General features: G+C 67.2%; 23 protein-coding genes. 15 read left to right on the top strand and 8 right to left on the bottom strand.

Translation table 11 applies throughout. The features are described 5' to 3' along the window. The first annotated feature begins 39 nt into the window (after window positions 1-39). The 9 genes from ISP14_RS02295 (at window position 40) to ISP14_RS02255 (ending at window position 11,101) form a co-directional block, all read left to right on the top strand. Window positions 40-1,425: a sensor histidine kinase gene (locus ISP14_RS02295; RefSeq protein ID WP_404535927.1), complete on the top strand. Its 1,386-nt coding sequence runs from the start codon at window positions 40-42 to the stop codon at window positions 1,423-1,425. Between the two features lie 72 nt (window positions 1,426-1,497). Further along, window positions 1,498-1,872 (top strand): hypothetical protein, encoded by a 375-nt coding sequence (locus ISP14_RS02290; protein WP_404535925.1) that lies wholly within the window; start codon window positions 1,498-1,500, stop codon window positions 1,870-1,872. A gap of 68 nt (window positions 1,873-1,940) precedes the next feature. Then, window positions 1,941-3,287, top strand: a complete 1,347-nt coding sequence (locus tag ISP14_RS02285; protein ID WP_404535923.1) for a TolC family protein — start codon at window positions 1,941-1,943, stop codon at window positions 3,285-3,287. After that, window positions 3,284-4,396 (top strand): efflux RND transporter periplasmic adaptor subunit, encoded by a 1,113-nt coding sequence (locus ISP14_RS02280; protein ID WP_404535920.1) that lies wholly within the window; start codon window positions 3,284-3,286, stop codon window positions 4,394-4,396. The genes ISP14_RS02285 and ISP14_RS02280 overlap by 4 nt, the downstream gene beginning before the upstream one ends. Continuing rightward, a complete protein-coding gene (locus ISP14_RS02275; RefSeq protein ID WP_404535918.1) occupies window positions 4,396-7,491 on the top strand; it encodes an efflux RND transporter permease subunit in 3,096 nt (1,031 codons plus the stop codon). The genes ISP14_RS02280 and ISP14_RS02275 overlap by 1 nt, the downstream gene beginning before the upstream one ends. Before the next feature lie 146 nt (window positions 7,492-7,637). Next, entirely contained in the window at window positions 7,638-8,582 is a 945-nt protein-coding gene (locus ISP14_RS02270; protein WP_404535915.1) for an SPFH domain-containing protein, read from the top strand. A gap of 73 nt (window positions 8,583-8,655) precedes the next feature. Then, a complete protein-coding gene (locus ISP14_RS02265; protein WP_404535913.1) occupies window positions 8,656-9,036 on the top strand; it encodes an endonuclease domain-containing protein in 381 nt (126 codons plus the stop codon). Window positions 9,037-9,049: 13 nt separating this feature from the next. Continuing rightward, window positions 9,050-9,517 carry an NfeD family protein gene (locus ISP14_RS02260; RefSeq protein WP_404535910.1) on the top strand — a complete coding sequence of 156 codons (468 nt, stop codon included), beginning with the start codon at window positions 9,050-9,052 and terminating at the stop codon, window positions 9,515-9,517. A gap of 306 nt (window positions 9,518-9,823) precedes the next feature. Next, complete coding sequence (locus ISP14_RS02255) at window positions 9,824-11,101, top strand: threonine/serine exporter family protein (RefSeq protein WP_404535908.1); 1,278 nt, start codon at window positions 9,824-9,826, stop codon at window positions 11,099-11,101. Between the two features lie 230 nt (window positions 11,102-11,331). Here the strand turns inward: ISP14_RS02255 and ISP14_RS02250 are convergent, their stop codons facing one another. The 3 genes from ISP14_RS02250 to ISP14_RS02240 form a co-directional block, all read right to left on the bottom strand. Then, window positions 11,332-11,655 carry an H-NS histone family protein gene (locus ISP14_RS02250; RefSeq protein WP_404535905.1) on the bottom strand — a complete coding sequence of 108 codons (324 nt, stop codon included), beginning with the start codon at window positions 11,653-11,655 and terminating at the stop codon, window positions 11,332-11,334. A 255-nt stretch (window positions 11,656-11,910) separates the two neighbouring features. Further along, a complete protein-coding gene (locus tag ISP14_RS02245; protein WP_404535903.1) occupies window positions 11,911-13,608 on the bottom strand; it encodes a proline--tRNA ligase in 1,698 nt (565 codons plus the stop codon). 95 nt (window positions 13,609-13,703) lie between these two features. Then, a complete protein-coding gene (locus ISP14_RS02240) occupies window positions 13,704-14,132 on the bottom strand; it encodes a DUF4124 domain-containing protein (protein ID WP_404535901.1) in 429 nt (142 codons plus the stop codon). Window positions 14,133-14,386: 254 nt separating this feature from the next. On the opposite strand from ISP14_RS02240, the gene ISP14_RS02235 reads away from it, so the two are divergent. Genes ISP14_RS02235 through rimI form a run of 3 tightly spaced genes read left to right on the top strand, consistent with a single transcriptional unit; the run spans window position 14,387 to window position 16,147 of the window. Then, window positions 14,387-15,172 (top strand): CDP-alcohol phosphatidyltransferase family protein, encoded by a 786-nt coding sequence (locus tag ISP14_RS02235; RefSeq protein WP_404535898.1) that lies wholly within the window; start codon window positions 14,387-14,389, stop codon window positions 15,170-15,172. After that, window positions 15,169-15,660, top strand: a complete 492-nt coding sequence (locus ISP14_RS02230) for a hypothetical protein (protein WP_404535896.1) — start codon at window positions 15,169-15,171, stop codon at window positions 15,658-15,660. Before ISP14_RS02235 ends, ISP14_RS02230 begins: the two co-directional genes overlap by 4 nt. Before the next feature lie 4 nt (window positions 15,661-15,664). Continuing rightward, complete coding sequence (rimI, locus tag ISP14_RS02225) at window positions 15,665-16,147, top strand: ribosomal protein S18-alanine N-acetyltransferase (protein WP_404535893.1); 483 nt, start codon at window positions 15,665-15,667, stop codon at window positions 16,145-16,147. A gap of 79 nt (window positions 16,148-16,226) precedes the next feature. Here rimI and ISP14_RS02220 read toward each other — a convergent pair whose 3' ends face one another. The 5 genes from ISP14_RS02220 to ettA form a co-directional block, all read right to left on the bottom strand. Then, complete coding sequence (locus ISP14_RS02220; protein WP_404535891.1) at window positions 16,227-19,058, bottom strand: valine--tRNA ligase; 2,832 nt, start codon at window positions 19,056-19,058, stop codon at window positions 16,227-16,229. Between the two features lie 129 nt (window positions 19,059-19,187). Beyond that, window positions 19,188-19,604 (bottom strand): VOC family protein, encoded by a 417-nt coding sequence (locus ISP14_RS02215; protein ID WP_404535888.1) that lies wholly within the window; start codon window positions 19,602-19,604, stop codon window positions 19,188-19,190. A 50-nt stretch (window positions 19,605-19,654) separates the two neighbouring features. After that, window positions 19,655-20,167 (bottom strand): TrmH family RNA methyltransferase, encoded by a 513-nt coding sequence (locus tag ISP14_RS02210; RefSeq protein ID WP_404535885.1) that lies wholly within the window; start codon window positions 20,165-20,167, stop codon window positions 19,655-19,657. A gap of 21 nt (window positions 20,168-20,188) precedes the next feature. Further along, window positions 20,189-21,004 carry an orotidine-5'-phosphate decarboxylase gene (gene pyrF / locus ISP14_RS02205; RefSeq protein WP_404535882.1) on the bottom strand — a complete coding sequence of 272 codons (816 nt, stop codon included), beginning with the start codon at window positions 21,002-21,004 and terminating at the stop codon, window positions 20,189-20,191. A gap of 172 nt (window positions 21,005-21,176) precedes the next feature. Then, the gene (gene ettA / locus ISP14_RS02200) at window positions 21,177-22,838 is read right to left on the bottom strand and encodes an energy-dependent translational throttle protein EttA (RefSeq protein ID WP_404535878.1); all 1,662 of its coding nucleotides are present in this window, start codon (window positions 22,836-22,838) and stop codon (window positions 21,177-21,179) included. Window positions 22,839-23,005: 167 nt separating this feature from the next. Here ettA and ISP14_RS02195 point away from each other — a divergent pair, with 167 nt between their 5' ends. The 3 genes from ISP14_RS02195 to nrdR are packed head-to-tail and all read left to right on the top strand — an operon-like array spanning window position 23,006 to window position 25,736. After that, entirely contained in the window at window positions 23,006-24,025 is a 1,020-nt protein-coding gene (locus ISP14_RS02195) for a DUF817 domain-containing protein (RefSeq protein WP_404535875.1), read from the top strand. After that, on the top strand, window positions 23,929-25,197 hold the full coding sequence (gene glyA / locus ISP14_RS02190; RefSeq protein ID WP_404535872.1) for a serine hydroxymethyltransferase: 1,269 nt from the start codon (window positions 23,929-23,931) through the stop codon (window positions 25,195-25,197). The genes ISP14_RS02195 and glyA overlap by 97 nt, the downstream gene beginning before the upstream one ends. Window positions 25,198-25,208: 11 nt before the next feature. Then, window positions 25,209-25,736: a transcriptional regulator NrdR gene (nrdR, locus tag ISP14_RS02185; protein ID WP_404535869.1), complete on the top strand. Its 528-nt coding sequence runs from the start codon at window positions 25,209-25,211 to the stop codon at window positions 25,734-25,736. Window positions 25,737-25,769: the final 33 nt, after the last annotated feature.

Below are 25,769 nucleotides of genomic sequence, written 5' to 3'. Positions count from 1 at the left end.
TCACGGCGCGGGCCATGCGGAGACACGGGATAGGCGCATATGTGGAGCCGCCTGAATTCGCTGCAGGGCCGCCTGACGCTGCTGCTCGCGGTGGCCGCGGTGGCCGGTGCGCTGGTTTACGTGGGCCTGACCCAGTGGCCGTTGCCGCAGCTGTTCGAGTGGCTGCACAAGGATCTGTCGGTGTCGCTGCGCACGCCTGCGCAAATGGGCATCTACGGGACCCTCGCGGTCAGTGCCCTGGTGCTGCTGCCACTGGCCTGGTGGCTGGCATATCTGGTGATGGCGCCGGTGAGCCGGCTGCTGCGCGCGCTGGAAGGCGCGGTGGCAAGCTACCGCGACGGCGATTTCAGCTTCTCCATCGCAGCGCGCCGGCGCGACGAGCTGGGTGAGCTGATCCGCATGCACAACGCGCTGGGTCAGACCCTGCGCGAGCAGCGCCAGCACCTGGTGCAGCGCGAACTGCTGCTGGAGACAGTGGTGCAGAACACCCCGGTGGCGCTGGTGCTCACCGACGGCAATGGCCGCGTGGTTTATTCCAACATCGCCTCGCGCCACCTGTTCAACGAGGGCAAGAGCCTCAACGGGCTGGATTTCGCCGAGCTCCTGGCAGAGGCGCCCGAGGCGCTGTCCCGCGCGGTGGAAGGCGGCGAGGACGCACTGCTCAGCGTGGAAATGGACGGCAGCGAGGAGACCTTCCACCTGTCGCAACGCGCCTTCCGCCTGCAGGGGCGGCCGCACCGGCTGCACCTGTTCCGGCGCATGACGCGCGAGCTGTCGCGGCAGGAGGTGGCGACCTGGAAGCGGGTGATCCGGGTGATCAGCCACGAACTCAACAACTCGCTGGCGCCGATCTCCTCGCTGGCGCATTCTGGTGCCGAGCTGGCGCGCCGCGGCGACCTGGAGCGCCTGCCCGGCGTGTTCGCCACCATCAGCGGGCGCGCCAAGCACCTGCATGGTTTCATTGCCGGCTATGCCAGTTTCGCCAAGTTGCCGGCACCGCAACCGCAGGCGATCGAATGGGAGCCGTTCCTGGCCTCGCTGGCGCTGCATTGCCGTTACCAGCTCGCTGCGCCGGCACCTACCCATCCCGGCCGCTTCGACCCGGTGCAGATCGAGCAGGTGCTGATCAACCTGATCAAGAACGCGCACGAATCCGGCAGTGCGGAGGACGAGGTCAGCCTGACCATCCTCGATGCCGGCAGCGAGCTGCGCATCGAAGTGGCCGACCGTGGCCCCGGCATGAGCGAGACCGTGCTGGCGCAGGCCTTGCTGCCGTTCTATTCCACCAAGCGTTCCGGGACGGGGCTTGGCCTCGCGCTGGCCCGCGAGATCGCCGAGGCACACGGCGGACGGGTAGTACTCGCCAATCGCGAGGGCGGCGGCTTGCGCGTGAGCCTGCGCCTGCCGCAATTCAGCAGCAGATAGATCGCGCGGCATCCTGGCGTCGTGGCGCCAATGCAATTGTCTAACACGCCCCGTCTTGCCTAGCATGTGCGTATGTCCCGTACTGCTACGCCACTGCTGACCCGCTTGCGCCGCCATCGCGGACTGTGGGTGCTGGCGCTTGCGGTGCTGCTGATCAAGCTGGTGACCAGTTCGGTTTGCCTGGGCGACGCACCCTCCCAGCGGCTCGTTGCGGCGCAGGCCGCGGTCGGCGTGGCCGCGCTGGCGGTCGACGCCGGTACCGACGACGGCTGTCTGCTGGGCGAGGCCGGCGGGTGCCATTGCGCCTGCGCGCACTCGCTCACCGTGACCAGCGCCAGCGTCGCGTTCGCGCTTTCGCCGCAACCCGAGCGGCTGGAACCTGCCCGTTCCGACACGGGCCACTTGCCGGCCGTGACCGGCTCACTGTTGCGCCCACCCATCGCCTGAAAACGCCATGCCCTGGCGACGCTGCCATGCGGCGCGTCGTCGCGTGACCGTTTTCAGGAGATTTGTGTATGTCTTTTTTTCGAGCGGTGCCCGTGGGTGCCGTGTGTCTGTGGTGGGCGACGTGGCTCCCTGCCGCACCGTTGGTCGAGCCGGTAGCGGCGCCCGCGCCACTGCGCGAGGCAGTGCAAGCCGTCTGGCAGGCCAGTCCCGAAGTGGCGGCGGCGAAGGCCGGGTTCGATGCCGCAGCAGCGCAGGCGCGTGCCGCCGCGCGCCCTTTGTACAACCCGGAGCTGCAGTTCGAAGTCGAGAACGCCGACGTCGATCGGCGCGTGGCCGGCGTGGGCTTGACGCTTGATCTCTCCGGCAAGCGCCGTGCCCGCGCGACGCAGGGTGAGGCCGTCGCGCAGGCGAGTGAGGCTGCCTATGCGCTGGCTCGTCGCGACGTGGCGACGCGCTGGCTGAAGGCCTGGGTAGCGCAGGCGCAGGCAGCGCGCCAGATCGCGTTGGGACGGCAGCGCGTGGAGCTGATGCGTCGCTTCGATGCGCTTGCCGCGGAACGCCTGCGCGTGGGCGACGTGAGCAGTCCCGAGCGCGATCTCGCTGCGCTGGCGCTGGGCGAGGCGCAGATGCAGCAGGCAGCGCTGGTGGGGCAGGAAGCGAGCGCCCGGGCCGCGCTCACGGCGATAGCCGGTCCTGCATCGTCGTTCCCGCGAAAGCAGGAGCCCGGCGCCTTGCCGTCGGGACCGACGCCGCTGGCCCCCGGCCCGCGCCGGGACGACGGGCCGGTCGACTTGCCGCCGATGCCGGTCGGACTGCCGCCCCCGGCGGACAGCGTGGCGCCGGTGGAGGTGGACGTGCTGCCCGAACTCGCGCAGGCCCGCGCCGAGCAGCAGGCTGCCGCGGCCGGCGTGCGTGTGGCGCGGCGTGCGCGCGTGCCTGATCCCACGGTGAGCCTTACCGGTGGCGAGGTACGCAGCGGTTCGCGGCATGACCGCGTGATCGGGCTCAACGTGTCGCTTCCCTTGCCGCTGCTCAACTCCGGCAGCGCCGAGGTGGCCGCCGCACTGGCCGAGGAGGACGCGGCCAGCGCGCGCCGCCGCGCCAGCGAATTCGCGCAGCACGCAGGGCGCGAGGCAGCGCGTGTCCGCTACGCCGCGCTGCGCGAGACAGCCGGCGCATTTCGCCAAGGTCGTGCCGGCGCATTCGCCGAGCGTACGGCGCTGCTGGAAAAGCTCTGGCGTGCCGGCGAGATCGGCACCGGCGACTACCTGACGCAGCTCAAGCAGAGCCTGGACACCGCGCTGTCCGGACAAGAGCTGCAAGCCCAGGCCTGGCAGGCCTGGTTCGACCATCTCGCCGCCGCCGGTCGCTTGAACGACTGGCTGGACGGCCGCGGCACCGGAGTCTCCCCATGAAGCACATGATTCTTTTGCGCAGCGCGTTCGTGCTGGCCTTCGCCTGCATACCACTCGCCGCGGCGCCCGCATTCGCCGCCGGCACCGGGCGTGCCGACGCGCCCGATCCGCTGACGCTGGATCCCGCCACGATGCACGAAACGGGCATTGAGATCGCCACGCTCGCGAGGCGACCGCTCGCTGAGGAGTTGAAAGCCCCTGGCGAGGTGCGCGTCGACGCCTATTCCACCGTGCTGGTGACCCCACGTGTGGAGGCCCAGGTACTCGATCGGCGAGTGCAGCTGGGCGATGCGGTGAAGGCCGGCCAGCCGCTGCTGAAACTTTCCAGCGTGGCGGTGGCCGAGACCCAGGGCGCGCTGATCGTGGCCGAGCAGGATTGGCAGCGCATCGCCCAGCTCGGTCCGCAGGCAGTGTCGGGCCGCCGCTACGCCGAGGCGAAGGTGGCGCGCGACCAGGCCCGCGCAAAGCTGCGCGCCTACGGCCTCACCGAGGGCCAGATCGCCGCGCTGCTGCGCAAGGGTTCGGCGGCGGCCGACGGTGGCTTCGAGCTGCTCGCGCCGGTGGCCGGTCGCGTGGCCAGCGACGATTTCCTGGTCGGCGAGCGGGTGGAGCCTGGCCGTACCTTGTTCACGTTGGTGGAGGAGGGCACGGTGTGGGTGGTGGCGCAGTTGCCGCCGCGCGAAGCCGAGCGCGTGGTGCCAGGCGCCGCCGTGCGCATCGACGCGCACGGGCAGACGCTCGCGGGCAAAGTGGTGGGCCGCGCCCACGCCACCGACGAGCGCACCCGCACGGTGCCGGTGCGCATCGCGGTGGACAACCGCAGGGACCTGATGCATCCGGGCGAATTGGTGGATGCACGCATCGCGGCGGGCGGCGCCACCAGCGAACTGGCGGTGCCCGACGGAGCGGTGGTGCTACTGCTGAACCAGCCCACCGTGTTCGTCGACCGCGGCAATGACCGTTTTGAGCCAGTGGCGGTGGAAGTGGGCGCCGCGCGCGAAGGCTGGACGCCGATTCGCCAGGGCCTTGCGCCCGGTGCGCGCTACGTAAGCCGCGGAGCGTTCGCGCTGAAGGCGCGCCTGCTGCGCTCGCAACTGGGAGAGCACTGATGCTGGAACGACTCGTTGCGCTTTCGCTGCGCTACAAGCTGCTGGTGCTGATCGCCTTCGCGGCGATCGCCTTCCTCGGCGTGCAGGCCGTGCGCCAGTTGCCGATCGACGCCTTCCCCGACGTGACGCCGGTGCAGGTGAATGTCTATACCGAGGCGCCCGGCCTGGCCGCCGAGGATGTGGAGCAACTGCTTACCACGCCGGTGGAGTCCGCGCTGGGCGGCCTGGCAGGCGTGGAGGAAATCCGCTCCACCAGCTTGTTCGGGCTGTCGTATGTGTCGGTGAACTTCAGCGACAAAACCGACGTCTATTTCGCCCGCCAGCTGGTCAACGAACGCCTGCAGCAGGTGGCCGAGCAATTGCCGGCGGGCTATGGCAAGCCGGCGATGGGGCCGAACATCTCGGGCCTGGGCCAGGTGCTCTGGTACACGGTGGAACGCGGCGACGACCAGGCGGCCGCGCCCTCGGACATCGACTTGCGCACGTTGCAGGATTGGAACCTGCGCCTCGCGTTGCGCACTGCGCCGGGTGTGGACGACGTCATTTCGTGGGGCGGGCGGGAGAAGCAATACCAGGTGCGCGTGGATCCGATGAAACTGATCGCGCATCGGCTCGGTTTCAAGGATCTGATCGATGCGCTGCAGGCCAACAATGCCCAGGTAGGCGGCAACTTCGTCGACGTGGGCCGCGAGCAATACCTGGTGCGCGGGCTGGGGCTGGTGCGCAATGCCGCCGACATCGGTCGCATCGTGCTGAAGAGCGAGGGTGGTACGCCGGTCTATCTGCGCGACGTGGCCAGCGTTGTCGAGGCCGATGCGCCGCGCACCGGCGCGGTGACGCGCGATGGCAGGGAAGTAGTGCTTGGCATGGCGCTTGCGCGCATCGGCGAAAACGCCAAGAACGTGGTCGATGGCGTGAAGACACGGTTGAAGAAACTCGCCGCCAACTTGCCGCCCGGGGTGTCGCTGAAGACGGTGTACGAGCGCACCGACCTGGTGAACGCCGCGGTGGGCACTGCCCAGCGTGCCTTGATCGAGGGCTCGCTGCTGGTGGCGCTGGTGCTGTTCCTGTTCCTGGGCGAACTGCGCAGCGCACTGGTGGTGGTGGTGGCGCTGCCGCTGGCGATGCTGATCGCCTTCATCTGCATGGAGCAGGCAGGTCTCTCGGCAAATCTCATGTCGCTGGCGGGTCTGGCGATCGGTATCGGCATGATGGTGGACGGCGCGCTGGTGATGGTGGAGAACGCGTTTCGCCTGATGGCCGAGCAGAAGGCGCGCGGCCTGCCGCTGGATCGCAGCACCGCGGTACTGGAAGCCGCGCGCGAAGTGGCCAAACCGATGGCGTTCGCCATCGGCATCATCATCGTGGTGTTCCTGCCGCTGTTCAGTCTGGAAGGGCTGGAGGGCAAGCTGTTCAAGCCGATGGCGTTCAACATCGCCTTCGCCATGGCGGGTTCGCTGCTGCTGGCGTTGACCTTGATCCCGGTGCTGGCGGCACTGGTGCTGAAACCGGGCGAGGAGAAGGACACGCGCCTGGTGGCGTGGCTCAAGCGCGGTTACGGCAGGTTGCTCGTGTGGTCGCTTGGCCATCGCAGGCGCGTGCTGGGCATCGCGGGCGGCGTGCTCGTCGCCAGCCTTGCCCTGTTTCCCTTCCTCGGCAAGGAGTTCATGCCGAACCTGAGGGAGGGCGCGATCATGTGGCGAGTGACCTCGATACCCTCGGCGTCGCTGGACGAGTCCATTGCCATCTCGAAGCAGGTGTCCGCGCTCATCAAGGGCAAGTTCCCCGAGGTGGACACCACGCTGGCGATGATCGGCCGCGCCGAAAAGGGCGAGACGGCGGATGTGAACTACATGGAGGTGTACACGCCGCTCAAGCCAAAGTCGCAATGGCGCAAGGGCGCCACGCTGGAAAGCCTCGAAGCCGACATGCAGCGCGAACTTTCCGCCGCGCTGCCGACAGCGGTGGTGAGCTACACCCAGCCGATACAGATGCGCATCGAGGAGCTGATCTCTGGCGTGCGCGCCACGCTGGCCCTGAAGCTCCAGGGCGACGACTTGGCCGAGCTGGATCGTCTGAGCGGCCGCATCAAGAACGTGCTGGCCACGGTGCCGGGCGTGGCCGATCTCGCGCTGGAAGCGAACCTCGGCAAGCCCCAGGTTCGCATCCAGGTGGATCGCGACGCGCTGGCGCGCTATGGGCTGAACGTCGACGGCGTGCTCGCCGTGGTGAAGAACGGCATCGGCGGCGAAGCGGTAGGCAGCTTGCTCGACGGCGTGAAGCGTTTCGATATCGCGCTGCGGCTGGACAACGCCGACAAGGCCTCGCCCGAGGCGATCGGGCGCATCCCGATCCGTACACCTTCGGGTGCGCTGGTGCAGCTCGCGCAGGTGGCGGATGTCGAGGTGGCTGAAGGCTACTCCTTCATCCGCCGCGAGTCGCTGCGCCGGCAGGCGGTGATCCAGATGGATGTGCGCGGGCGCGATATAGACGGCTTCGTCAGGGAGGCGAACGCCAGGATCGCGCAGGCGGTGCGGTTGCCGGTCGGCTACAGCACCGAATGGGGCGGCGCATTCGAGAATCAGCGTCGTGCGATGGCACGGCTGGCGCTGATCGTGCCGATCACGATCGGCTTCATCTTCGTGCTGCTCTACACCGCGTTCAATTCCCTGCGCCAGGCGGCGCTGATCCTCGCCAACGTGCCCTTTGCGGCGGTGGGTGGCGTGATAGCGCTGGCGCTTACCGGGCAGTACCTCTCGGTGCCCTCGGCGATCGGCTTCATCGCGGTGTTCGGCGTGGCGATGTTGAACGGCATCGTGCTGGTGAGCTTCCTGAACGATCAGCGCAAGCAAGGCATGGGCGTGCGCGAGGCCGTGTTGCGTGGCGCCGCGCTGCGCCTGCGCCCGGTGTTGATGACCGCCGGCGTGGCGGTGCTGGGCCTGCTGCCCATGTTGCTCTCCAGTGGCGTCGGCGCGGAAACCCAGCGCCCGCTGGCTGCCGTGGTGGTGGGCGGTCTGGTCACCTCGACCCTGCTGACCCTGTTGCTGCTGCCGTTGCTGTACGACTGGGCGGAGGGGCGCACGGAACGGCATTGAGCAGCCGTGCGGGAGCGCATCCGGCGCGCGACAAGACCTCTTCGCAGGTGGCCTTCGGCGCACCGGGCGCGCTCCTGCCATCGTCTCCCGGCAGCCCGCCGGCCCGCCTATACTGCAACTCTCATCGGGGGAAAGGAGAGCAGGTCATGGGACAGTTTCTTGCCTTGGTCATCGTGGTGCTGGTGGTCGTCACGCTGCTCAAGATGGTGCGCATCGTGCCGCAGGGTTTCGAGTGGACGGTGGAGACCTTCGGCAAATACACGCGCACGCTCACGCCGGGCCTGCACCTGCTGATTCCGATCTACCAGTCGGTCGGGCGCAAGATGAACATGATGGAGCAGGTGCTGGACGTGCCCTCGCAGGACGTCATCACCAAGGACAACGCCGTGGTGCGCGTGGACGGCGTGGTGTTCTACCAGGTGCTGGACGCCGCCAAGGCCGCCTACGAGGTGGCCCAGCTGGAGCAGGCCTCGCTGGCGCTCATCATGACCAACATCCGTACCGTGCTCGGCTCGCTGGACCTCGACGAGAGCCTGAGTCAGCGCGACGCGATCAATGCCAAGCTGCTGCGCGTGGTGGACGAGGCGACCCACCCATGGGGCGTCAAGGTCAATCGCATCGAGATCAAGGACATCGCCCCGCCGCGCGACCTGGTGGACGCGATGGCGCGGCAGATGAAGGCCGAGCGTGAGAAGCGCGCGAACATCCTCGACGCCGAGGGCCTGCGTCAGGCGGCGATCCTCAAGGCCGAGGGCGCCAAGCAATCGGTGATCCTCGCCGCCGAAGGCGAGAAGGAAGCCGCGTTCCGCGCCGCCGAGGCGCGCGAGCGCACTGCGGAGGCCGAAGCCAAGGCCACCACCATGGTTTCCAGCGCGATCGCCAGCGGCAACGTCAATGCGCTCAACTACTTCGTCGCCAACAACTACGTCGATGCGCTGAAGGCGATGGCCGCGTCGCCGAACCAGAAGATGCTGCTGCTGCCGATCGAAGCCACCGGCGTGATCGGTGCGATGGCCGGTATTGCCGAGCTGGCCAAGGAGTCGTTGGGCCAGCAGCAGGCTGCTGCCAGGGCCATGCCGCCGTCGCGCTGACGCGCTTTTCTCCCCTCTCCCGCTTTGCGGGAGGGGGGCGGGGGAGAGGGCGCTTTTCGCGGAGGAAGCAGGCATGACCAACCTGGATCACGCCAAATCCATGCGTTCGGCCCCAACTCAAGCCGAGCAACGCCTCTGGTACCACCTGCGCGCCCACCGCTTCCTCGGCCTGAAGTTCAAGCGCCAGAAACCGCTCGGCCCGTATATCGTCGATTTCGTCTGCATGGAGCAGGGGCTCGTGGTTGAACTCGACGGCAGCCAACACGGCGATCAAGTCGCCTATGATCGTGAACGTGATGCGTGGCTGGCGGGGCAGGGGCTGACCGTGCTGCGCTTCTGGAATCACGATGTAATGAACCAGACGGAAAGCGTGCTCGAACGAATCAGGCAATTCGTGGAAGCCGCGCCCTCTCCCCCAACCCCTCTCCCGCAAGCGGGAGAGGGGAGCCAATAGCCAGGATTTTCAAATGCTCGGACAGATCGCAACACACTACCTGTGGTGGATCCTCGCCTTGCTGCTGATCGCGGGCGAAGTCATGGTGCCCGGCTATTTCCTGCTATGGATCGGCATCGCTGCCGCTGCGATGGGCGTGTTGCTGTGGCTGATTCCCGGCATGGGCTTGCTGTTGCAGGCCGTGCTGTTTGCCGTGCTGGCGCTGGCTGCCTGCTTCGCTTATGCGCGATGGTTGCGACCGCGGATCGAACGTCGCGCGCCCGGCGGCGAACGGCTGAACCGTCGCGCCGAACAGATGATCGGCCAGCGTTATGAGTTGGTCGAGGCCATCGTCAACGGTCGCGGCAAGGTGCGCGTGGGCGATGGCCAGTGGCTGGTCAGCGGGCCTGACCTGCCGCTGGGCAGCACGGTGGAAGTGGTGGCGGTGGACGGCACCACGCTCAAGGTGCGCGCTTTGAACCTGTCCGATGCCTCCGCATAGCCCGCGTTGCGTTGCCGTGGCTGTCAGGTGGTGGCGCGTGGCGCAGCGCCTGCCTGGTCGGCAGGCCAAGCTGCGCGCTGCCGCATGGCGGCCACCGCAAGGCAACCCCTGCACCTATGAATTCCGGGGCCAGGTCTGTTTGCCCGCATCCCTGCGTCATCACTCCGTCGTGGACGGACGTCCACTCCTCGCTCCTCAAAGCCGAGTCCATCCATGGACTCTCCCCGCGTGCCTTCGTTCTTCCTTGGCCTACGCACAAACAGCTCCCGGCGCGGGCCACGTGGGGGCATCGGACAGGCTCTACGCATGAACGTACCGGTCGCGGGCGCCCAGCCTCTTGTCACCGCCGCGCTGAACACGCGCATCGCCTTTCTGCTGGAGCTGGCGCGGCGGCTGCACCAGTACGGCACCTCGGCACCGCGACTGGAGATGGCGATCGATCTCAGTGCGCGGCGGCTGGGCCTGCAGGCCGACGTATGGTCCAGCCCCACCGCGATCATCATTTCCTTCTCCGACCTGGGGCAGGGCGATGAGGGTGTGGCGCAAACCACCCAGGTGATGCGGCTCGCCCCCGGTGACATCAACCTGGCGCGTCTGTGCGAGGCGGACGACATCGCCGACCGGGTGATCGCAGGCGAACTGGACCTGCGCGAAGGTTTCCGGCTGTTGCGCGAATTGGGTGCGCCGGATACGCGCAAGGCGAAGATCAATACCGTCGCCAGCTATGGCCTGTCCGCCGCCAGCATCGCAGCATTGTTCCTGCACAGCTCATGGGTGGATCTGGTGGTGGCCGGTGTGGTCGGTGTGCTGATCGGCTGCATCACCCTCCTGTCCGCCACGCGCCCGCGGTTGGCAGTGGCCAGCGACGCGATCAGCGCGATCGTGGCGACCGCGGTGGCGATCCTGGTCAGCGCCTTCGTGGTGCCGCTGGCGATCAAATCGGTGGTGCTGGCGGCGCTGATCATCTTGGTGCCGGGCATGTCGCTCACCACAGCGGTGCGCGAGGTATCCAGCGGACACCTGGTATCGGGCATGGCGCGCCTGGGCGGCGCCATGGCGACGCTCCTGAAGCTGGTCTTTGGCACGGTGGCGACCACCGAGGTCTGCGCCGCGTTTGGTATCCATGCGCGCGATTTCGCGCTGCCGCCGTTGCCGGGGTGGACCGACTGGCCGGCGCTGCTGGTGGCGGCGGTGGCGTTCGCGATGCTGTTCCGCGCCGCGCGGCGCGACTGGCCGGCCGTGGTCGTGGCGGTGATCGCCGGCTATCTCGCCACGCGCTGGGGCGGCGAATTTTCCGGGCGCCTGCCCAGCGCGCCATTCGGCGTGTTCATCGGCGGCCTGCTGGTCAGCGCGTTGGCCAACCTGTATGCGCGGATATCGAAACGGCCGGGCGCGGTGATCCGCGAACCGGGCATCCTGCTGCTGGTGCCGGGCAGCGTGGGCTTCCGCAGCGTATCCTTCCTGTTGGAGCGCGACACCAGCCTTGGCATGGACACGGCCCTGCTGCTGCTTACCCTGTTGGTGTCGCTGGTGGCGGGCCTGCTGTTCGGTGAGCTGTTGGTATCGCCGCGTCGCTCCCTGTAATCCGGCGCATATCGGATTCGCGGGCTGTCGGTTACGAATGCGTCGAAGAGGGTCGAGCTAACTGCTCTGTTTGCTTCATCTCTCCTGCGAGAAGTGAAAAAAGGGCGTCGATGCCCCGTTCTGCTGACTGGAAAAGGAGATGGGGGCTCGCAAAATTCCACCTGCGAAAGCCCATAAAAAAACGCCGACCCGAGGGTCGGCGTTTTCATGACGAGCGGGAGTATCGCGAATCAGATCAGCAGATCCTTTTCCTTCTTGCCGGCCTTCAGCGCTTCGTTGAACCAGCGCGGACGCTTGCCGCGGCCGGACCAGGTCTGCTCGGCATTCGCCGGATTGCGGTACTTCGGAGCCACGGTGCCGCCGCTGCGGCGCTTGCCGCCGCGGGCGCCGCCGAAAATGTCGTCGAAGCTGTAACCCTCGGCCTTGATCAGCGCATGGACCTTTTCACGCAGCTTGGAAACCTTTTCCTTGCGCAATTCGGTCTGGCGCGACTGCGCCTTGTTGATCAGGTCGTTGAGTTGGTTGTGGTTGAGATTCTTGATATCGATGGCCATCGAAAGCTCCCGTTACGATGAGAATTTTGGTGAACCGGTTGAATGCATGGCGGCTGGCATTACCGGTGCGGCGGCCATTCTTGCGCAAATAATCCATATTTGCAAAGCAGATGGTTTCACAAAAAACCAATGTCGCGGGTGCCGGACATTCTATTTCGCCATTACGCGGGATAATCGAATTCGGCATGGCGTTCGCGGCATGAAAACAAACGGCCGCGCATGGCGGCCGTTTGTTGTGTTCATGACGGGTGGTTTTCAGTCGAGCAAACCGAACAGTTCGTCACGGGTCACCGCGCGGCTTTCCGCTTCGTGGCGGGCGCGGTATTCCAGCGTGCCGGCGGCGAGGCCGCGCTCGCTGACCACTACGCGATGCGGAATGCCGATCAGTTCCATGTCGGCGAACATGGCGCCGGGGCGCAGGCCGCGATCGTCCAGCACGGTTTCGATGCCGCGCGCCGAAAGCTCCTGATACAGCGACTCGGCGGCGGCGGCGATCTCGGGATTGCCCTTCGGGTTGATCACGCACACTGCCATGCGCCATGGCGCCATCGCCTCCGGCCACACAATGCCGGCCTCGTCGTGGCACTGCTCGATCGCCGCCGCCACGATGCGGCTGATGCCGATGCCGTAGCAGCCCATCAGCATGACCTTGGCCTTGCCCTGGTCGTCCAGCACGGTGGCGCCCAGTGCCTCCGCGTACTTGGCGCCAAGCTGGAATACGTGGCCCACCTCGATGCCGCGGGCCAGGCGCAAGGTGCCCTTGCCGTCGGGCGAGGGGTCGCCTTCGACCACCTGGCGGATGTCCTCGACGCGGGTGATGCGGGCGTCGCGTTCCCAGTTGGCGCCGGTGTAATGCGTGCCGTCGGCGTTGCCGCCACAGACGAAGTCGGCCAGCACGGCCGCACTGCGGTCCACGATCACCCGGATCGAACCGGGCAGGCCGGCTGGACCGATGAAGCCGGGGCGGGCGCCGATAGCGGCGAGGATTTCCTCTTCGCCGGCGAGCTCGAATTCATCGGGCAGTTCCGCCAGCTTGCCAGCCTTCACTTCGTTGAGTTCGTGGTCGCCGCGCAGGCACAGTGCCACCAGGCCGTCTTTGCCGCGTACCAGCAGGATTTTCACGCATTGCGAGGGCGCGACCTTGAGGAAGGCGCTGACTTCGGCGATGGTTTTCTGGCTGGGTGTGTCCACTCGCGTCAATTCGGCGGAGGGAGCGTGGCGCAACGTGGTCGGCGCCAGCGCTTCGGCCTTTTCGACGTTGGCGGCGTAATCGGAGCCGTCGGAAAACACGATGGCGTCTTCGCCCGAATCGGCCAATACCTGGAATTCGTGGCTTGCATTGCCGCCGATCGCGCCCGTATCGGCCTGCACCGCGCGGAATTTCAAACCAAGCCGGGTGAAGATGCGCGCATAGGCGTCATACATCGCCTGATAGGTTTCGGCGAGCGAATCCTGGTTGAGATGGAAGGAATAAGCATCCTTCATCAGGAATTCGCGCGCGCGCATCACGCCGAAACGGGGGCGGATCTCGTCGCGGAACTTGGTCTGGATCTGGTAGAAATTGACCGGCAGCTGCTTGTAACTGTTGAGCTCGTTGCGCGCGTAATCGGTGATCACTTCCTCGGCGGTGGGCGCGTAGCAGAATTCCTGTTCCTTGCGATCCTTGATCTTCAGCAGCTGCGGGCCGAATTTCGCCCAGCGGGCGGTCTCCTCCCACAGCTCTTTAGGCTGGATCGTGGGCATCAGCATTTCGATGGCGCCGGCGCGGTTCATTTCCTCGCGCACCACGTTTTCCACCTTGCGCAGCACGCGCAGACCCAGCGGCGACCAGGTGTAAAGGCCGGAAGCGAGCTTGCGGATCATGCCGGTGCGCAGCATCAGCTGGTGGCTGGCGATCTCGGCGTCGGCAGGTACTTCCTTGACGGTGGCCAGATGGAATTGGCTGAGGCGCATGCAGGCGGTTTCCGGCGTTGAAAGAGCCAGATTATAGCGGTGCGCCGTGCTGCGCTGCGGAACCCGCGATCGCGGGTCCGCAGCCTGGTGGTGGCTTATTGCCCGGCGCAGTACTGCCGATACTGCGCGTTGGCGGTTTCGATCTGTTGCTTGCGCTGGTCGTCGCTGAGCACGGCGGGTTTGCCGGCTTGCTGCATCACCACCGGGCCGCTGGCCTGCAGGGTGGCGAGGTTGGACTTCAGCGTGGCGCACAGCCTGGCGCGATTGGCCGGGGTGTCGGTCATCGGGGCCGGGGCAGCGCTGTTGGCCGGCGCGGAGGTATTGCTGGTAGCCGGCTGCGGTGCCGGCGTATCGGAGGATTCCACGCCGCCGGCCAGCTTCACCGTCTGGTAGCGGGTGCCTTCGGTGGGCGCGGATTGCGAGTAGTGCACCGTGCCCTTGGCGTCCGTCCATTTGTAGATTTGCTGGGCGGCGGCCAGCGGGGCGATCAGCAGCAGCGCCACGGCGATCAGCGAACGAGGCATGGAGTTCTCCAGACAAGCGCGGAAGATGTCCGGGCGAATCCCCCCCCCCCGGATGGTGCACTAGTAGACCGCCGGGGCCGTCCGGACTCAAGCGGGCGATGATCGAGAGCCTGATCGATGTCACAACATGGCCTGCGTCAGGCGCCCGCGTGCCGTCGATTTTCCCTGGTCCGGGTGCAAACCGTTCCCGGGGCGGGGCATGCGGCGACATCCAACAGGCTCTAAACTGCGCGCATCCTGTCACGGATTGATCCATGAGCGACTCCCTGCCCGTACGCCCGCCCCGGCACCGCGGCATCTACCTGCTGCCGAACCTGTTTACCACCGGGGCGATGTTCGCCGGCTTCTACGCGATCATCGCCAGCATCGGCGGCCGTTTCGGGGATGCGGCGGTGGCGGTGTTCATCGCCGCGCTACTGGACGGCATGGACGGCCGGGTGGCGCGCCTCACCGGCACGCAGAGCGAATTCGGCGTGCAGTACGACTCGTTGTCGGACCTGGTGAGCTTCGGCCTGGCGCCGGCGCTGGTGATGTATACGTGGTCGCTCTCCACGCTGCGCGACTTCGGCCCGCTGTGGGGCAAGCTGGGCTGGGCCGCGGCCTTCATCTACGCCGCCTGCGCCGCGCTGCGGCTGGCGCGCTTCAACACCCAGGTGGGGGTGGCCGACAAGCGCTACTTCCAGGGACTGGCCAGCCCGGCCGCGGCCGCGGTGTGCATGTCCTTCGTGTGGAGCATGGAAAAGTGGTCGGTTCCGGGGACCGACCTGTGCTTCGTCACGCCGTGGATCGCGGTGATCCCCGGCCTGCTGATGGTCAGCCGTTTCCGCTATTTCAGCTTCAAATCGCTGCCGCTGGGCGACCGCCAGCGCGTGCCCTTCGTGTGGGTCGTGGTGGCGCTGCTGCTGCTGCTGGTGCTCTCCCTCGATCCGCCGCGCGTGCTGCTGGCCGGTTTCACGATCTACCTGCTTTCCGGCCCGGCACTCACCTTGTGGGGGCTGGCCGGCCATCGCCGCCGGCCGCGGCGAGGAGAGCGGGCGTGAGCGCGCCGGCCGTCGCATCGGTGACTGCCGCGCACCGCGCGCGGGTGCTGCATGCGTTGGGCCTTACGCCGTGGCAGTGTCGGCAGGTGGCAACGGACAGCGTAGAGCTGCCGGTGGATGAACAACCCTCGCCAACGGCCACGCATGCCGATTGCGTGGTGCTGCTGCCGGTGGCCTGCGGCGCTCGCGAGCTGGACCTGCTGGGACGCGCCCTGACCAGCGGCGGCGCGCCGCTGGCACGTGCCGCACGCGTGCAGGTGCAAGCCGGCCAGGAGGAAATCGCGGTGCCGCAGGCGCGCGCCTACCTGGCCTGCGGCGAGGCGCAAGCGCATGCCCTGGGGCGCAGCCTGCCGATGCAGGTCACGGCGCAGGCGCAGATCGTGCTGGTGGACGAACCGGCTCGCCTGCTGGGCGACGCCGCCGCCAAGCGGCGGCTTTGGATCGCGCTGCGTACCTTGCGCCGCAGCCTGGCCGCGGCAGGGCGCTGAACTCATGGTCGCGGTCGCCCGTCCGGCCAGCCACATGCGCCTGATGCGCCTGGACGACCTCGACGACGTCGCGGCGGTGGAGCAGGATTCCTACGACTTTCCGTGGACGCGGGGCATCTTCGCCGACTGCCTGAAGGCGGGGCATCCGTGCTGGGTGCTGTGCATCGACGAGGAACTGGCCGGCTACGGCATCCTCTCGGTGGGCGCGGGCGAGGCGCACGTGCTCAACATCTGCATCGCCTCCGGATACCGCGGCCGCGGGCTGGGCAGGCACCTGCTGGGTCGCCTGCTGGACGTGTCGCGTTGGAGCGGCGCGCAGCGCGTGTTCCTGGAAGTGCGGCCCTCGAACCCGCTGGCGAAGGCCTTGTACGAGTCGATAGGTTTCCGCGAGATCGGCCGGCGCCCGCGCTATTACCCGGCGAAAGACGGGCGCGAGGACGCGATCGTGATGGGGCTCGATATGGCCGAAGGCCATATCGAGAAATAGGTAAAGGGGGGGGGCTTCTGCTGCAAGATTGGCCCCTCACCCCAGGCCTCTCCCCGATGGGGAGAGAGCGCGAAGCCGGTCAATCCTTCAGCTTTTCAGCCTGCTCGCGCATCGCCGTGAGCTGGGTATTCCACTCCACGATGCGCTGCCGTTCCTGCGCCACCACTTCGGCCGGCGCATTGGCGACGAAGTTCGCGTTGCCCAGCTTGCCTTCGCACTTCCTGATCTCGCCCTCGACACGGGCGATCTCCTTGGCAAGCCGCGCCTGCTCGGCGCCGAGGTCGATCAACCCGGCCAGCGGGATCAGTACGCGCAGCGAGCCCACCACGGCGGCCGCAGCGGCGGGCTCCGCGGCGCCCGGTTCGATCCATTGCGGCGCTTCGGTTCGCGCGAGGAAGGCGATCTGTGCGGCGAACTTCGCGGTGCGCGCGCGATCCGTGGCCTCGCCGCCGGCGAGCAGCAGGGGGATGGTCTTGCCCGGCGCGATGTTCATCTCCGAGCGGATCCTGCGGATGCCCGAGAGCACGGCCTTGAACCATTCGATCTCGGCAGTAGCCGCGTCGTCGGAGGCGAAGTCCGCCGCCTGCGGGTAGGGGCGTGCATACACGCTGGCATCGGCAAGGCCGAGGCGCGGCGCCACCTCTTGGTAGATCTCTTCGGTGATGAACGGGATCACCGGATGCAGCGCGCGCAGCACGGCTTCCAGCACCACCAGCAAGGTGTGGCGCGTGGACGCGGCAGCCTGCGCATCGTCGCCGTTCAGTGCCGGCTTGGAGAGTTCGAGGAACCAATCGCAGTACTCGTTCCACACGAACTCGTACAGCGCCTGCGCCAGGTGATCGAAGCGATACGAGACGAAGTGCTGTTCGACTTCGGTCAGCGTCTGCTTGAGGCGGGTGAGGATCCAGCGCTCGGCCTCGGTCGCCGGCGCACCGGCCGCCGCGGGAACCTGGCCCTCGGGCAGGTTCATCAGCACGAAGCGCGCCGCATTCCACAGCTTGTTGCAGAACGCCTTGTAGCCTTCGGCGCGCTTCAGGTCGAAGTTGATCGTGCGGCTATAGCTGGCCAGCGCGGCGAAGGTGAAGCGCAGCGCGTCGGTGCCGATGGCCTTGATGCCTTCGGGGTATTCCTTGCGGATGCGCTTTTCCACCTTCTCGCGCACTTGCGGAATCAGCAGGGACTTGGTGGATTTCGCCACCAGCGGTTCCAGCTCGATGCCGTCGATCAGGTCCAGCGGGTCCAGGGTGTTGCCCTTGGACTTGGACATCTTCTGGCCTTCGGCGTCGCGCACGATGGCGTTGATGTACACCTCGCGGAACGGCACCTGGCCGGTGAAGTACTTGGTCGCCATCACCATGCGGGCGACCCAGAAGAAGATGATGTCGAAGCCGGTGACCAGCACCGCGCTGGGCAGGAAGATCTTGTCGGCCTGCCAGTTGGCGACGACTTCGCCGCGCTCGTTCTTCACCGGGCCATCCAGCGGCCAGCCCAGGGTGGAGAACGGCCACAGCGCGGAGGAGAACCAGGTGTCGAGCACATCCTCGTCCTGCTTCAGAGCGCCGACCGGCGCGACGGCGGCATGCGCGCGCGCGTCCGCTTCGTCCTCGCCCACGAAGATGTTGCCCGCCTCGTCGTACCACGCCGGAATGCGATGCCCCCACCAGAGCTGGCGGCTGATGCACCAGTCCTGGATGTTGTCCAGCCACTGCGTGTAGGTGGTGGTCCAGTTCTCCGGCACGAACGTGATGTCGCCCGAACGCACGGCATCGAGCGCCGGTTCGGTGATCGCCTTGCGGCCACCTGGGCGGCCATCTTGCTGCACGTTCGAGGTGAGGTCGACGAACCACTGGTCGGTGAGCATCGGCTCGATCACCGCGTCCGAACGCTGGCTCACCGGCACCTGCAGCTTGTGTGCCTTGGTTTCGACCAGCAGGCCGGCGGCTTCGAGGTCGGCCAGTACGCGCTTGCGCGCGTCGTAGCGGTCCAGGCCGCGGTAAGCCTCCGGCGCGTTGTCGTTGACCTTGGCGTCCAGCGTGAAAATGGTGATCGGCGCCAGTTTGTGACGCTGGCCGATGGCGTAGTCGTTGAAGTCGTGCGCCGGGGTGATCTTCACGCAGCCGGTGCCGAACTCGCGGTCGACGTAGTCGTCGGCGATCACCGGGATCTCGCGGCCGGCCAGCGGCAGCTTCAGCGTCTTGCCTATCAGGTGGGCGTAGCGTTCGTCCTCCGGGTGCACCGCCACGGCGACGTCGCCGAGCATGGTCTCCGGACGGGTAGTGGCGACCACCAGCGATTCATCGCTGCCCGCGACCGGGTAGCGGATCGACCACATGTGGCCGTCGCGCTCGACGTTGTTCACTTCCAGGTCGGAGACGGCGGTGCCCAGCACCGGGTCCCAGTTCACCAGCCGGTTGCCGCGGTAGATCAGGCCGGCGCGGTACCACTCCACAAACACTTTGCGCACCGCGGCGGACAGGCCTTCGTCCATGGTGAAGCGTTCGCGCGACCAATCCGCGGCGGCGCCGATGCGGCGCATCTGGTTCGTGATGGTGGAGCCGGATTCCTCCTTCCACTGCCACACGCGCTCCACGAACGGCTCACGTCCCAGGTCGTGGCGCGTCTTGCCTTCGGCGGCGAGCTGGTTCTCCACGATCTTCTGGGTGGCGATGCCTGCATGGTCGGTACCCACCTGCCACAGCACGTTCATGCCGCGCATGCGCTGGTAGCGCACCAGCATGTCCATCACGGTCTGCTGGAAGGCGTGGCCCATGTGCAAGGTGCCGGTGACATTCGGCGGCGGCAGCAGGATGCAGTAGGGCTCACCCTGGCCCGACGGCTTGAACGCGCCGCTGGCTTCCCAGCGTGCGTACCACGTCGACTCGATCTGGGCGGGTTCGAAACTCTTTTCCATGGGGACTCGCGATGGCGCGCACCGGCCGGGTGCGGGATCTGGCGTCAAAGCCTTGAATTGTACGGGGGCGGGGCCGGCGGACAAAGCGCTGGGGCCGCCCGCGGCGTACCGCCGGGCCGGCCGCGGGTCTCACTGTTCGACGAGTTCGCCGCCCCAGCTGGCAGGGTCCGCATCGGCCACCGTCTGCGTGAACGTCCATAGATGGCCGCCGATATCCATGGCCGAATACTGGCGCTCGCCGTAGGGCCAACTGGCCGGCTCGCGGACGATGCGCGCCCCGGCGGCCACGGCCTGCGCATGGTGGGCGTCGGCATCGTCCACTCGCACCATCACGGATTGCCGCGGCGGCTGTTCGCCGCTTTCCGGGCCGGCGTCGCTGACCACCATCGCCCCGTCGCCGTAGACGAGCTGGATGCGGTGGTCGCCGATGCGCAGCCTGGGGCGGAACCCGAACGCCCGGCACAGCCAGTCGGCCGCCTCACGCACGTCGGCGTAGCCGAGCACGGGAATGACGGTGGCGTTCGGGATGGATCGATTGGTGCGCATGAACGGGGCTCCACGCAGCCGGCGGATCGGGTGCTCTCACCCTTGCCGGATCATCCCAGCTTGCGTGCGATGACGTAAGTGGCGATGGCGCAGGCGCTGGCGACGTTCATCGAAGAGTTTTCGCCGCACATCGGGATGTGCACGGTGGCGTCCGAGACATCCAGCAGCGGTTGGCAGACGCCGGCGCTCTCGTTGCCCAGGACCAGGCAGATGCGGTCGCCGGGCACGACGGGGAGTTCGGCGAGGTCGATGCTGGTCGAGCTGATTTCAAGGCTGACGATGCGGTAGCCGGCCTGCTTCAGCGCCGCCACGATCGGCAGCGGATCGTCGGCATGGACGGAGGGCACGCGCTGCTCGGTAGTGCGCGCGGCCTTGCGGGCTTTCGGATGCGCCGGGGTGCAGGAACGCCCGGTGAGGAAGAGCTTCTCCACACCGAGCGCGTCGGCGATACGGAACAGGCTGCCCACGTTCGCGGGCCGCTGGACGTTGTGCGCCAGCAGGCAGAGCGCGCGCTTCGCACCGGTGGGCCGGTACGCGCGGTGGTCGAGCTGCGTGTTTTGCATGCGTCGATCCGCGCGCAGCGATCAGGCGCGATGGCGGTTGATGGTGTCGCGCAATGCCTGCGCGGCCGCTCGTGCGGCCTGGGCAAAGTCCTCGCCGCTGCCGGCATAGAGGATGGCGCGCGAGGAGCTGATCATCAGGCCGGCGCCATCGGCGGCGAGGCCATGCTGCAGCACAGCTTCCACGTCGCCGCCCTGGGCGCCGATGCCGGGCACCAGCAGAGGCATATTGCCCACCACGTCGCGCACTTGGCCCAGCTCTTCGGGCCAAGTGGCGCCGGTGACCAGGGCGCAGTTGCCGTTGGCGTTCCAGTCGCGGGCGATGGTTTCGGCCACGCGTAGGTAGAGGGGGACGCCGCCGCAGTCCAGTGCCTGGAAGTCCGCGCCGCCGGGGTTGGAGGTGCGGCAGAGCAGGATCACGCCTTTGTCGGCACGCTCGAGGAAGGGCTGCGCCGAGTCGCGGCCGAGGTAGGGGTTCAGCGTTACCGCATCGGCGCGGTAGCGCTCGAAGGCCTCGCTGGCGTAGTGCTGCGCGGTACTGCCGATGTCGCCGCGCTTGGCGTCGAGGATCACCGGCACGCCGGGATGCCGGTCGTGGATATGCGCGATCAGGCGTTCGAGTGCATCTTCGGCGCGCAGCGCGGCGAAGTGGGCGATCTGGGGCTTGAAGGTGCAGACGAGGTCGGCGGTGGCGTCGACGATGTCGCGGCAGAACTCGAACACCGCGTCAGGGCGGCCCTTCAGGTGTGCCGGGAATTTCGCAGGTTCGGGATCGAGGCCGACGCAGACCAGCGATTGGTTGCGGTTCCATGCGTCTTGCAGGGATTGCATGAAGTGCATCGTAGGCTCCGTTCCAGGTTTCCCTTCTCCCGCTGGGAGAAGGTGCCCCGCAGGGGCGGATGAGGGTGCGGGCGGAGCGGGGCGATGAAGCTTTTCGGCTGAGTTGGTGGTGTGCTCCGGCCGGACCCTCACCCCAACCCCTCTCCCAGCGGGAGAGGGGCTTGAAGCATGCTTACGCCAGCTTCTTGTACTTCACGCGATGCGGCTTCGCGGCCTCGTCGCCGAGGCGGCGCTTCTTGTCGGCTTCGTACTCGTTGTAGTTGCCGGGGAAGAACTCCACGTGCGAGTCGCCTTCGAACGCGATGATGTGCGTGGCGATGCGGTCGAGGAACCAGCGGTCATGCGAGATCACGATCGCGCTGCCGGGGAATTCCAGCAGGGCGTCTTCCAGCGCGCGCAGGGTTTCCACGTCGAGGTCGTTGGACGGTTCGTCGAGCAGCAGCACGTTGCCGCCCTGCAGCAGGGTCTTGGCCATGTGCAGGCGGCCGCGTTCGCCGCCGGACAGGCTGCCGACGATCTTCTGCTGGTCGGTGCCCTTGAAGTTGAAGCGGCCGATGTAGGCGCGCGACTGGATCTCGAAGTTGCCGATGGTGAGGATGTCCGAACCGCCGGATACCTCCTGCCACACGTTGTTCTTCGGGTCGAGTGCGTCGCGCGACTGGTCGACGTAGGCCAGCTTGGTGGTGTGGCCCAGCTTCACCTCGCCCGAATCCGGCGTTTCCTTGCCCATGATCATCTTCATCAGGGTGGACTTGCCGGCGCCGTTGGGGCCGATCACGCCGATGATCGCGCCCGGCGGCACCTTGAACGACAGGTCCTCGATCAGCACGCGGTCGCCGAACGACTTGGTGACGTTCTTGAACTCGATCACTTCCTGGCCCAGGCGCTCGCCCGGCGGGATGAAGATCTCGTTGGTCTCGTTGCGACGCTGGTAGTCGACCGAGTTCAGCTCCTCGAAGCGGGCCAGGCGCGCCTTGCCCTTGGACTGGCGGCCCTTGGCGGCCGAACGCACCCACTCCAGTTCCTTCTCGATCGCCTTCTGGCGCGACTTCTCCTGGTTGGCTTCCTGCTTCAGGCGAGCGTCCTTCTGCTCCAGCCACTCGGTGTAGTTGCCCTTCCACGGGATGCCGCGGCCGCGGTCGAGTTCGAGAATCCACTCGGCGGCGTTGTCGAGGAAGTAGCGGTCATGGGTGACCGCCACCACGGTGCCGGGGTAGTCGTGCAGGAACTGCTCCAGCCAGTCGACGGACTCGGCGTCGAGATGGTTGGTCGGTTCGTCCAGCAGCAGCATGTCCGGCTTGGACAGCAGCAGGCGGCACAGCGCCACGCGGCGCTTCTCGCCGCCGGACAGCGGACCGACTTTGGCGTCCCACGCCGGCAGGCGCAACGCGTCGGCGGCCACTTCGAGCTGGCGCTCCAGTGCGTGGGCGTCGTTCGCGGCCAGGATGCCTTCCAGCTGTTCCTGCTCCTTGGCCAACGCGTCGAAATCGGCGCCTTCCTCGGCATAGGCGGCGTAGACCTCTTCCAGCCGCTTCTGTGCGTCGAGGATCACCGACACGCCTTCCTCGACCACTTCGCGCACGGTCTTTTCCGGGTTCAGGTCCGGCTCCTGCGCCAGGTAGCCGACCTTGGTGCCGGGCTGCGCACGCGCCTCGCCCTGGAAGTCGGTATCCACGCCGGCCATGATCTTCAGCACGGTGGACTTGCCCGCGCCATTGACGCCGAGCAGGCCGATCTTCGCGCCGGGGAAGAACGACAGCGAGATGTCCTTGATGATCTGGCGCTTCGGGGGAACGATCTTGCTCACCCCGTTCATGGTGTAGATGTATTGCATGCGCGCTCCTGAAGGCGATCCACAAGCCGCGACAGCGGCCCGGCACAGGTAAGGGAAACAAAGACCGCCAATTATCGCCGATAGGGCCTTTCCCCGCCATGGCGGGGCCCGCAAGCGCCAGATACCGCGCCCAGGCTGTGCGGTCTTGGAGGCAGGCGGGGCAGGGTATGGGCGGATCGATGGCGGGGCACGCGGCCGCGATCATGCGGCTGGACCGGCGGCTTGGGCGCTGGGCACGAACCCGTGGCCACGTGGCGGCGGGCGTGTACGAGTTCCTCTGCTTCGGGTTCAAGCAGGCCTCGGCCTGCCTGTTCGGCGGCCTGATGGTGGCGCTGCTGCTGGTCAGCTGGCGCTGGTATCCGCGGCACGCCTGGCTGGCACGCTACGACTTCCTGACCCTGGCGGCGCTGGCGATCCAGGGCATCCTGCTGGCTGCGAAGCTGGAGAGCCGCGAGGAAGCAAGGGTGATCCTGTTGTTCCACGCCGTGGGTACGGCGATGGAGCTGTTCAAGACGGCGGTGGGCTCATGGAGCTACCCGGAGCCGTCCCTGCTGCGTCTGGGCGGCGTGCCCTTGTTCACCGGCTTCATGTACGCGGCGATCGGAAGCTACATCGCCCGCGCCTGGCGCCTGTTCGACTTCCGCTTCACCCGGCACCCACCGTTCGGCGCCACGGTGGCGCTGGCGGCGGCGATCTACCTCAATTTCTTTGCCCACCACTACCTGCCGGACGCGCGGTCGCTGCTGTTCGCGGCGCTGGCATGGCTGTTCGGGCCGTGCTGGGTCCATTTCCGCATCCGCCGTGTGTACCGGCGCATGCCGCTGTTGCTGGGCTTCGTGCTGGTCGCGCTGTTCATCTGGCTGGCGGAGAACGCTGGCACCTTGAGCCAGGCATGGCTCTATCCCTCGCAGCGGCTGGGCTGGCACCTGGTGCCGTTCGGCAAGCTGGGCGCATGGCTGTTGCTGATGATCATCAGCTACGTGATGGTGTCGGCCCTGCACCGTCGCCTCGCGGTGGGCAGTGGCTGCAACCTCCCGGCAGCGTTACACTTTCGGGATTCATCCCCGCACACCCACTCGCAGAGGCCCGAATGTTCCCGAAGGACTGCACGATCGCCGGTTACGACCCCGAGCTGGCCCAGGCCATCGCCGACGAAGGCCGGCGCCAGGAAGACCACGTCGAGCTGATCGCGTCCGAGAACTATGCCAGCCCGCGGGTGATGGAGGCGCAGGGCTCCAAGCTCACCAACAAGTACGCCGAAGGCTATCCGGGCAAGCGTTATTACGGCGGCTGCGAATACGTGGACGTGGCCGAGAAGCTGGCGATCGACCGTGTGAAGCAGCTGTTCGGCGCCGACTACGCCAACGTGCAGCCGCACTCCGGCTCGCAGGCCAACCAGGCGGTGTACTTCGCGTTGCTGCAGCCGGGCGACACCATCCTCGGCATGTCGCTGGCGCATGGCGGCCACCTCACCCACGGCGCCAAGGTCAACCTGTCGGGCAAGATCCTCAACGCCGTGCAGTACGGCGTGGACGCCAACGGCATCGTCGACATGGACGAGGTCGAGCGCCTTGCGGTCGAGCACAAGCCGAAGATGATCGTGGCCGGTTTCAGCGCTTATTCGCAGGTGATGGATTGGGCGCGCTTCCGCGCCATCGCCGACAAGGTCGGTGCCTGGCTGTTCGTGGACATGGCGCACGTGGCCGGCCTGGTCGCCGCCGGCGTGTACCCCAGCCCGCTGCCGCATGCCCACGTGGTCACCTCCACCACCCACAAGACCTTGCGCGGCCCGCGCGGCGGCATCATCGTCGCCAGCAAGCAAGGCATGGGCGAGGCGGCCGAAGAGATCGAGAAGAAGCTGCAGTCCATCGTCTTCCCCGGCATCCAGGGCGGCCCGCTGATGCACGTGATCGCCGCCAAGGCGGTGGCCTTCAAGGAAGCGCTGGAGCCGGCCTTCAAGGCCTACCAGGCGCAGGTGGTGAAGAACGCCCAGGCGATGGCCAAGACCATCATCGCGCGCGGCTACAAGATCGTTTCCGGCGGCACCGAAAACCACCTGATGCTGATCGACATGATCGGCAAGGGCGTCACCGGCAAGGACGCGGAAGCCGCGCTGGGCAAAGCCCACATCACGGTCAACAAGAACGCCGTGCCGAACGATCCGCAGAAGCCCTTCGTCACCTCCGGCCTGCGCGTGGGCACGCCCGCCGTCACCACCCGCGGCTACCAGGAAAGCGACTGCGTGGACCTGGCCAACTGGATCTGCGATGTGCTCGATGCGCCGAACGACGAGGCGGTGATTGCCGCCGTGCGCGGCAAGGTCGAGGCGCAGTGCAAGAAGTTCCCGGTGTACGGCTGACCCGCTGAGGCATGCACTGCCCCTTCTGCCAGCACGAAGACACCCGCGTGATCGACTCGCGGCTCACCGAGGACGGCGCCACCGTGCGCCGTCGCCGCGAGTGTCCCGCCTGCGGCGAACGCTTCAACACTTTCGAGACGGCGGAGCTGAAGCTGCCGGCGATCGTGAAGAGCGGCGAGCGGCGCGAGGCTTTCGACGAGCGCAAGCTCAGGGTGAGTTTCGAGCGCGCACTGCAGAAGCGCCCGGTGGCCAGCGATGCGGTGGATGCGGCGGTACGCGAAATCATCAATGATCTGCGTCGCAGCGGCGAACGCGAAATGCCGTCGCGCCAGGTGGGCGAGCTGGTGATGCGCGAGCTGAAGAAGCTGGACCAGGTGGCCTATGTGCGCTTCGCCTCGGTCTACCGCAAGTTCGAGGACGTGCAGGCCTTCCTCGAGGAAATCGCGCGCCTGGAGCATGACTTGCCGGAGCTGGAGAAACTGCAGCTTTCGTTGCTCGCCGGCGAGGGCGTGGAGTCGCGCCGCGGCCGCAAGGGCTGAGCTCCTTGCTCCCTCTCTCCTCCGGGGAGAGGG

Source organism: Dyella agri, from assembly GCF_044904705.1.
Taxonomy (GTDB): domain Bacteria; phylum Pseudomonadota; class Gammaproteobacteria; order Xanthomonadales; family Rhodanobacteraceae; genus Rhodanobacter_A; species Rhodanobacter_A agri.
This window is presented reverse-complemented; position numbering and strand designations above follow the sequence as displayed.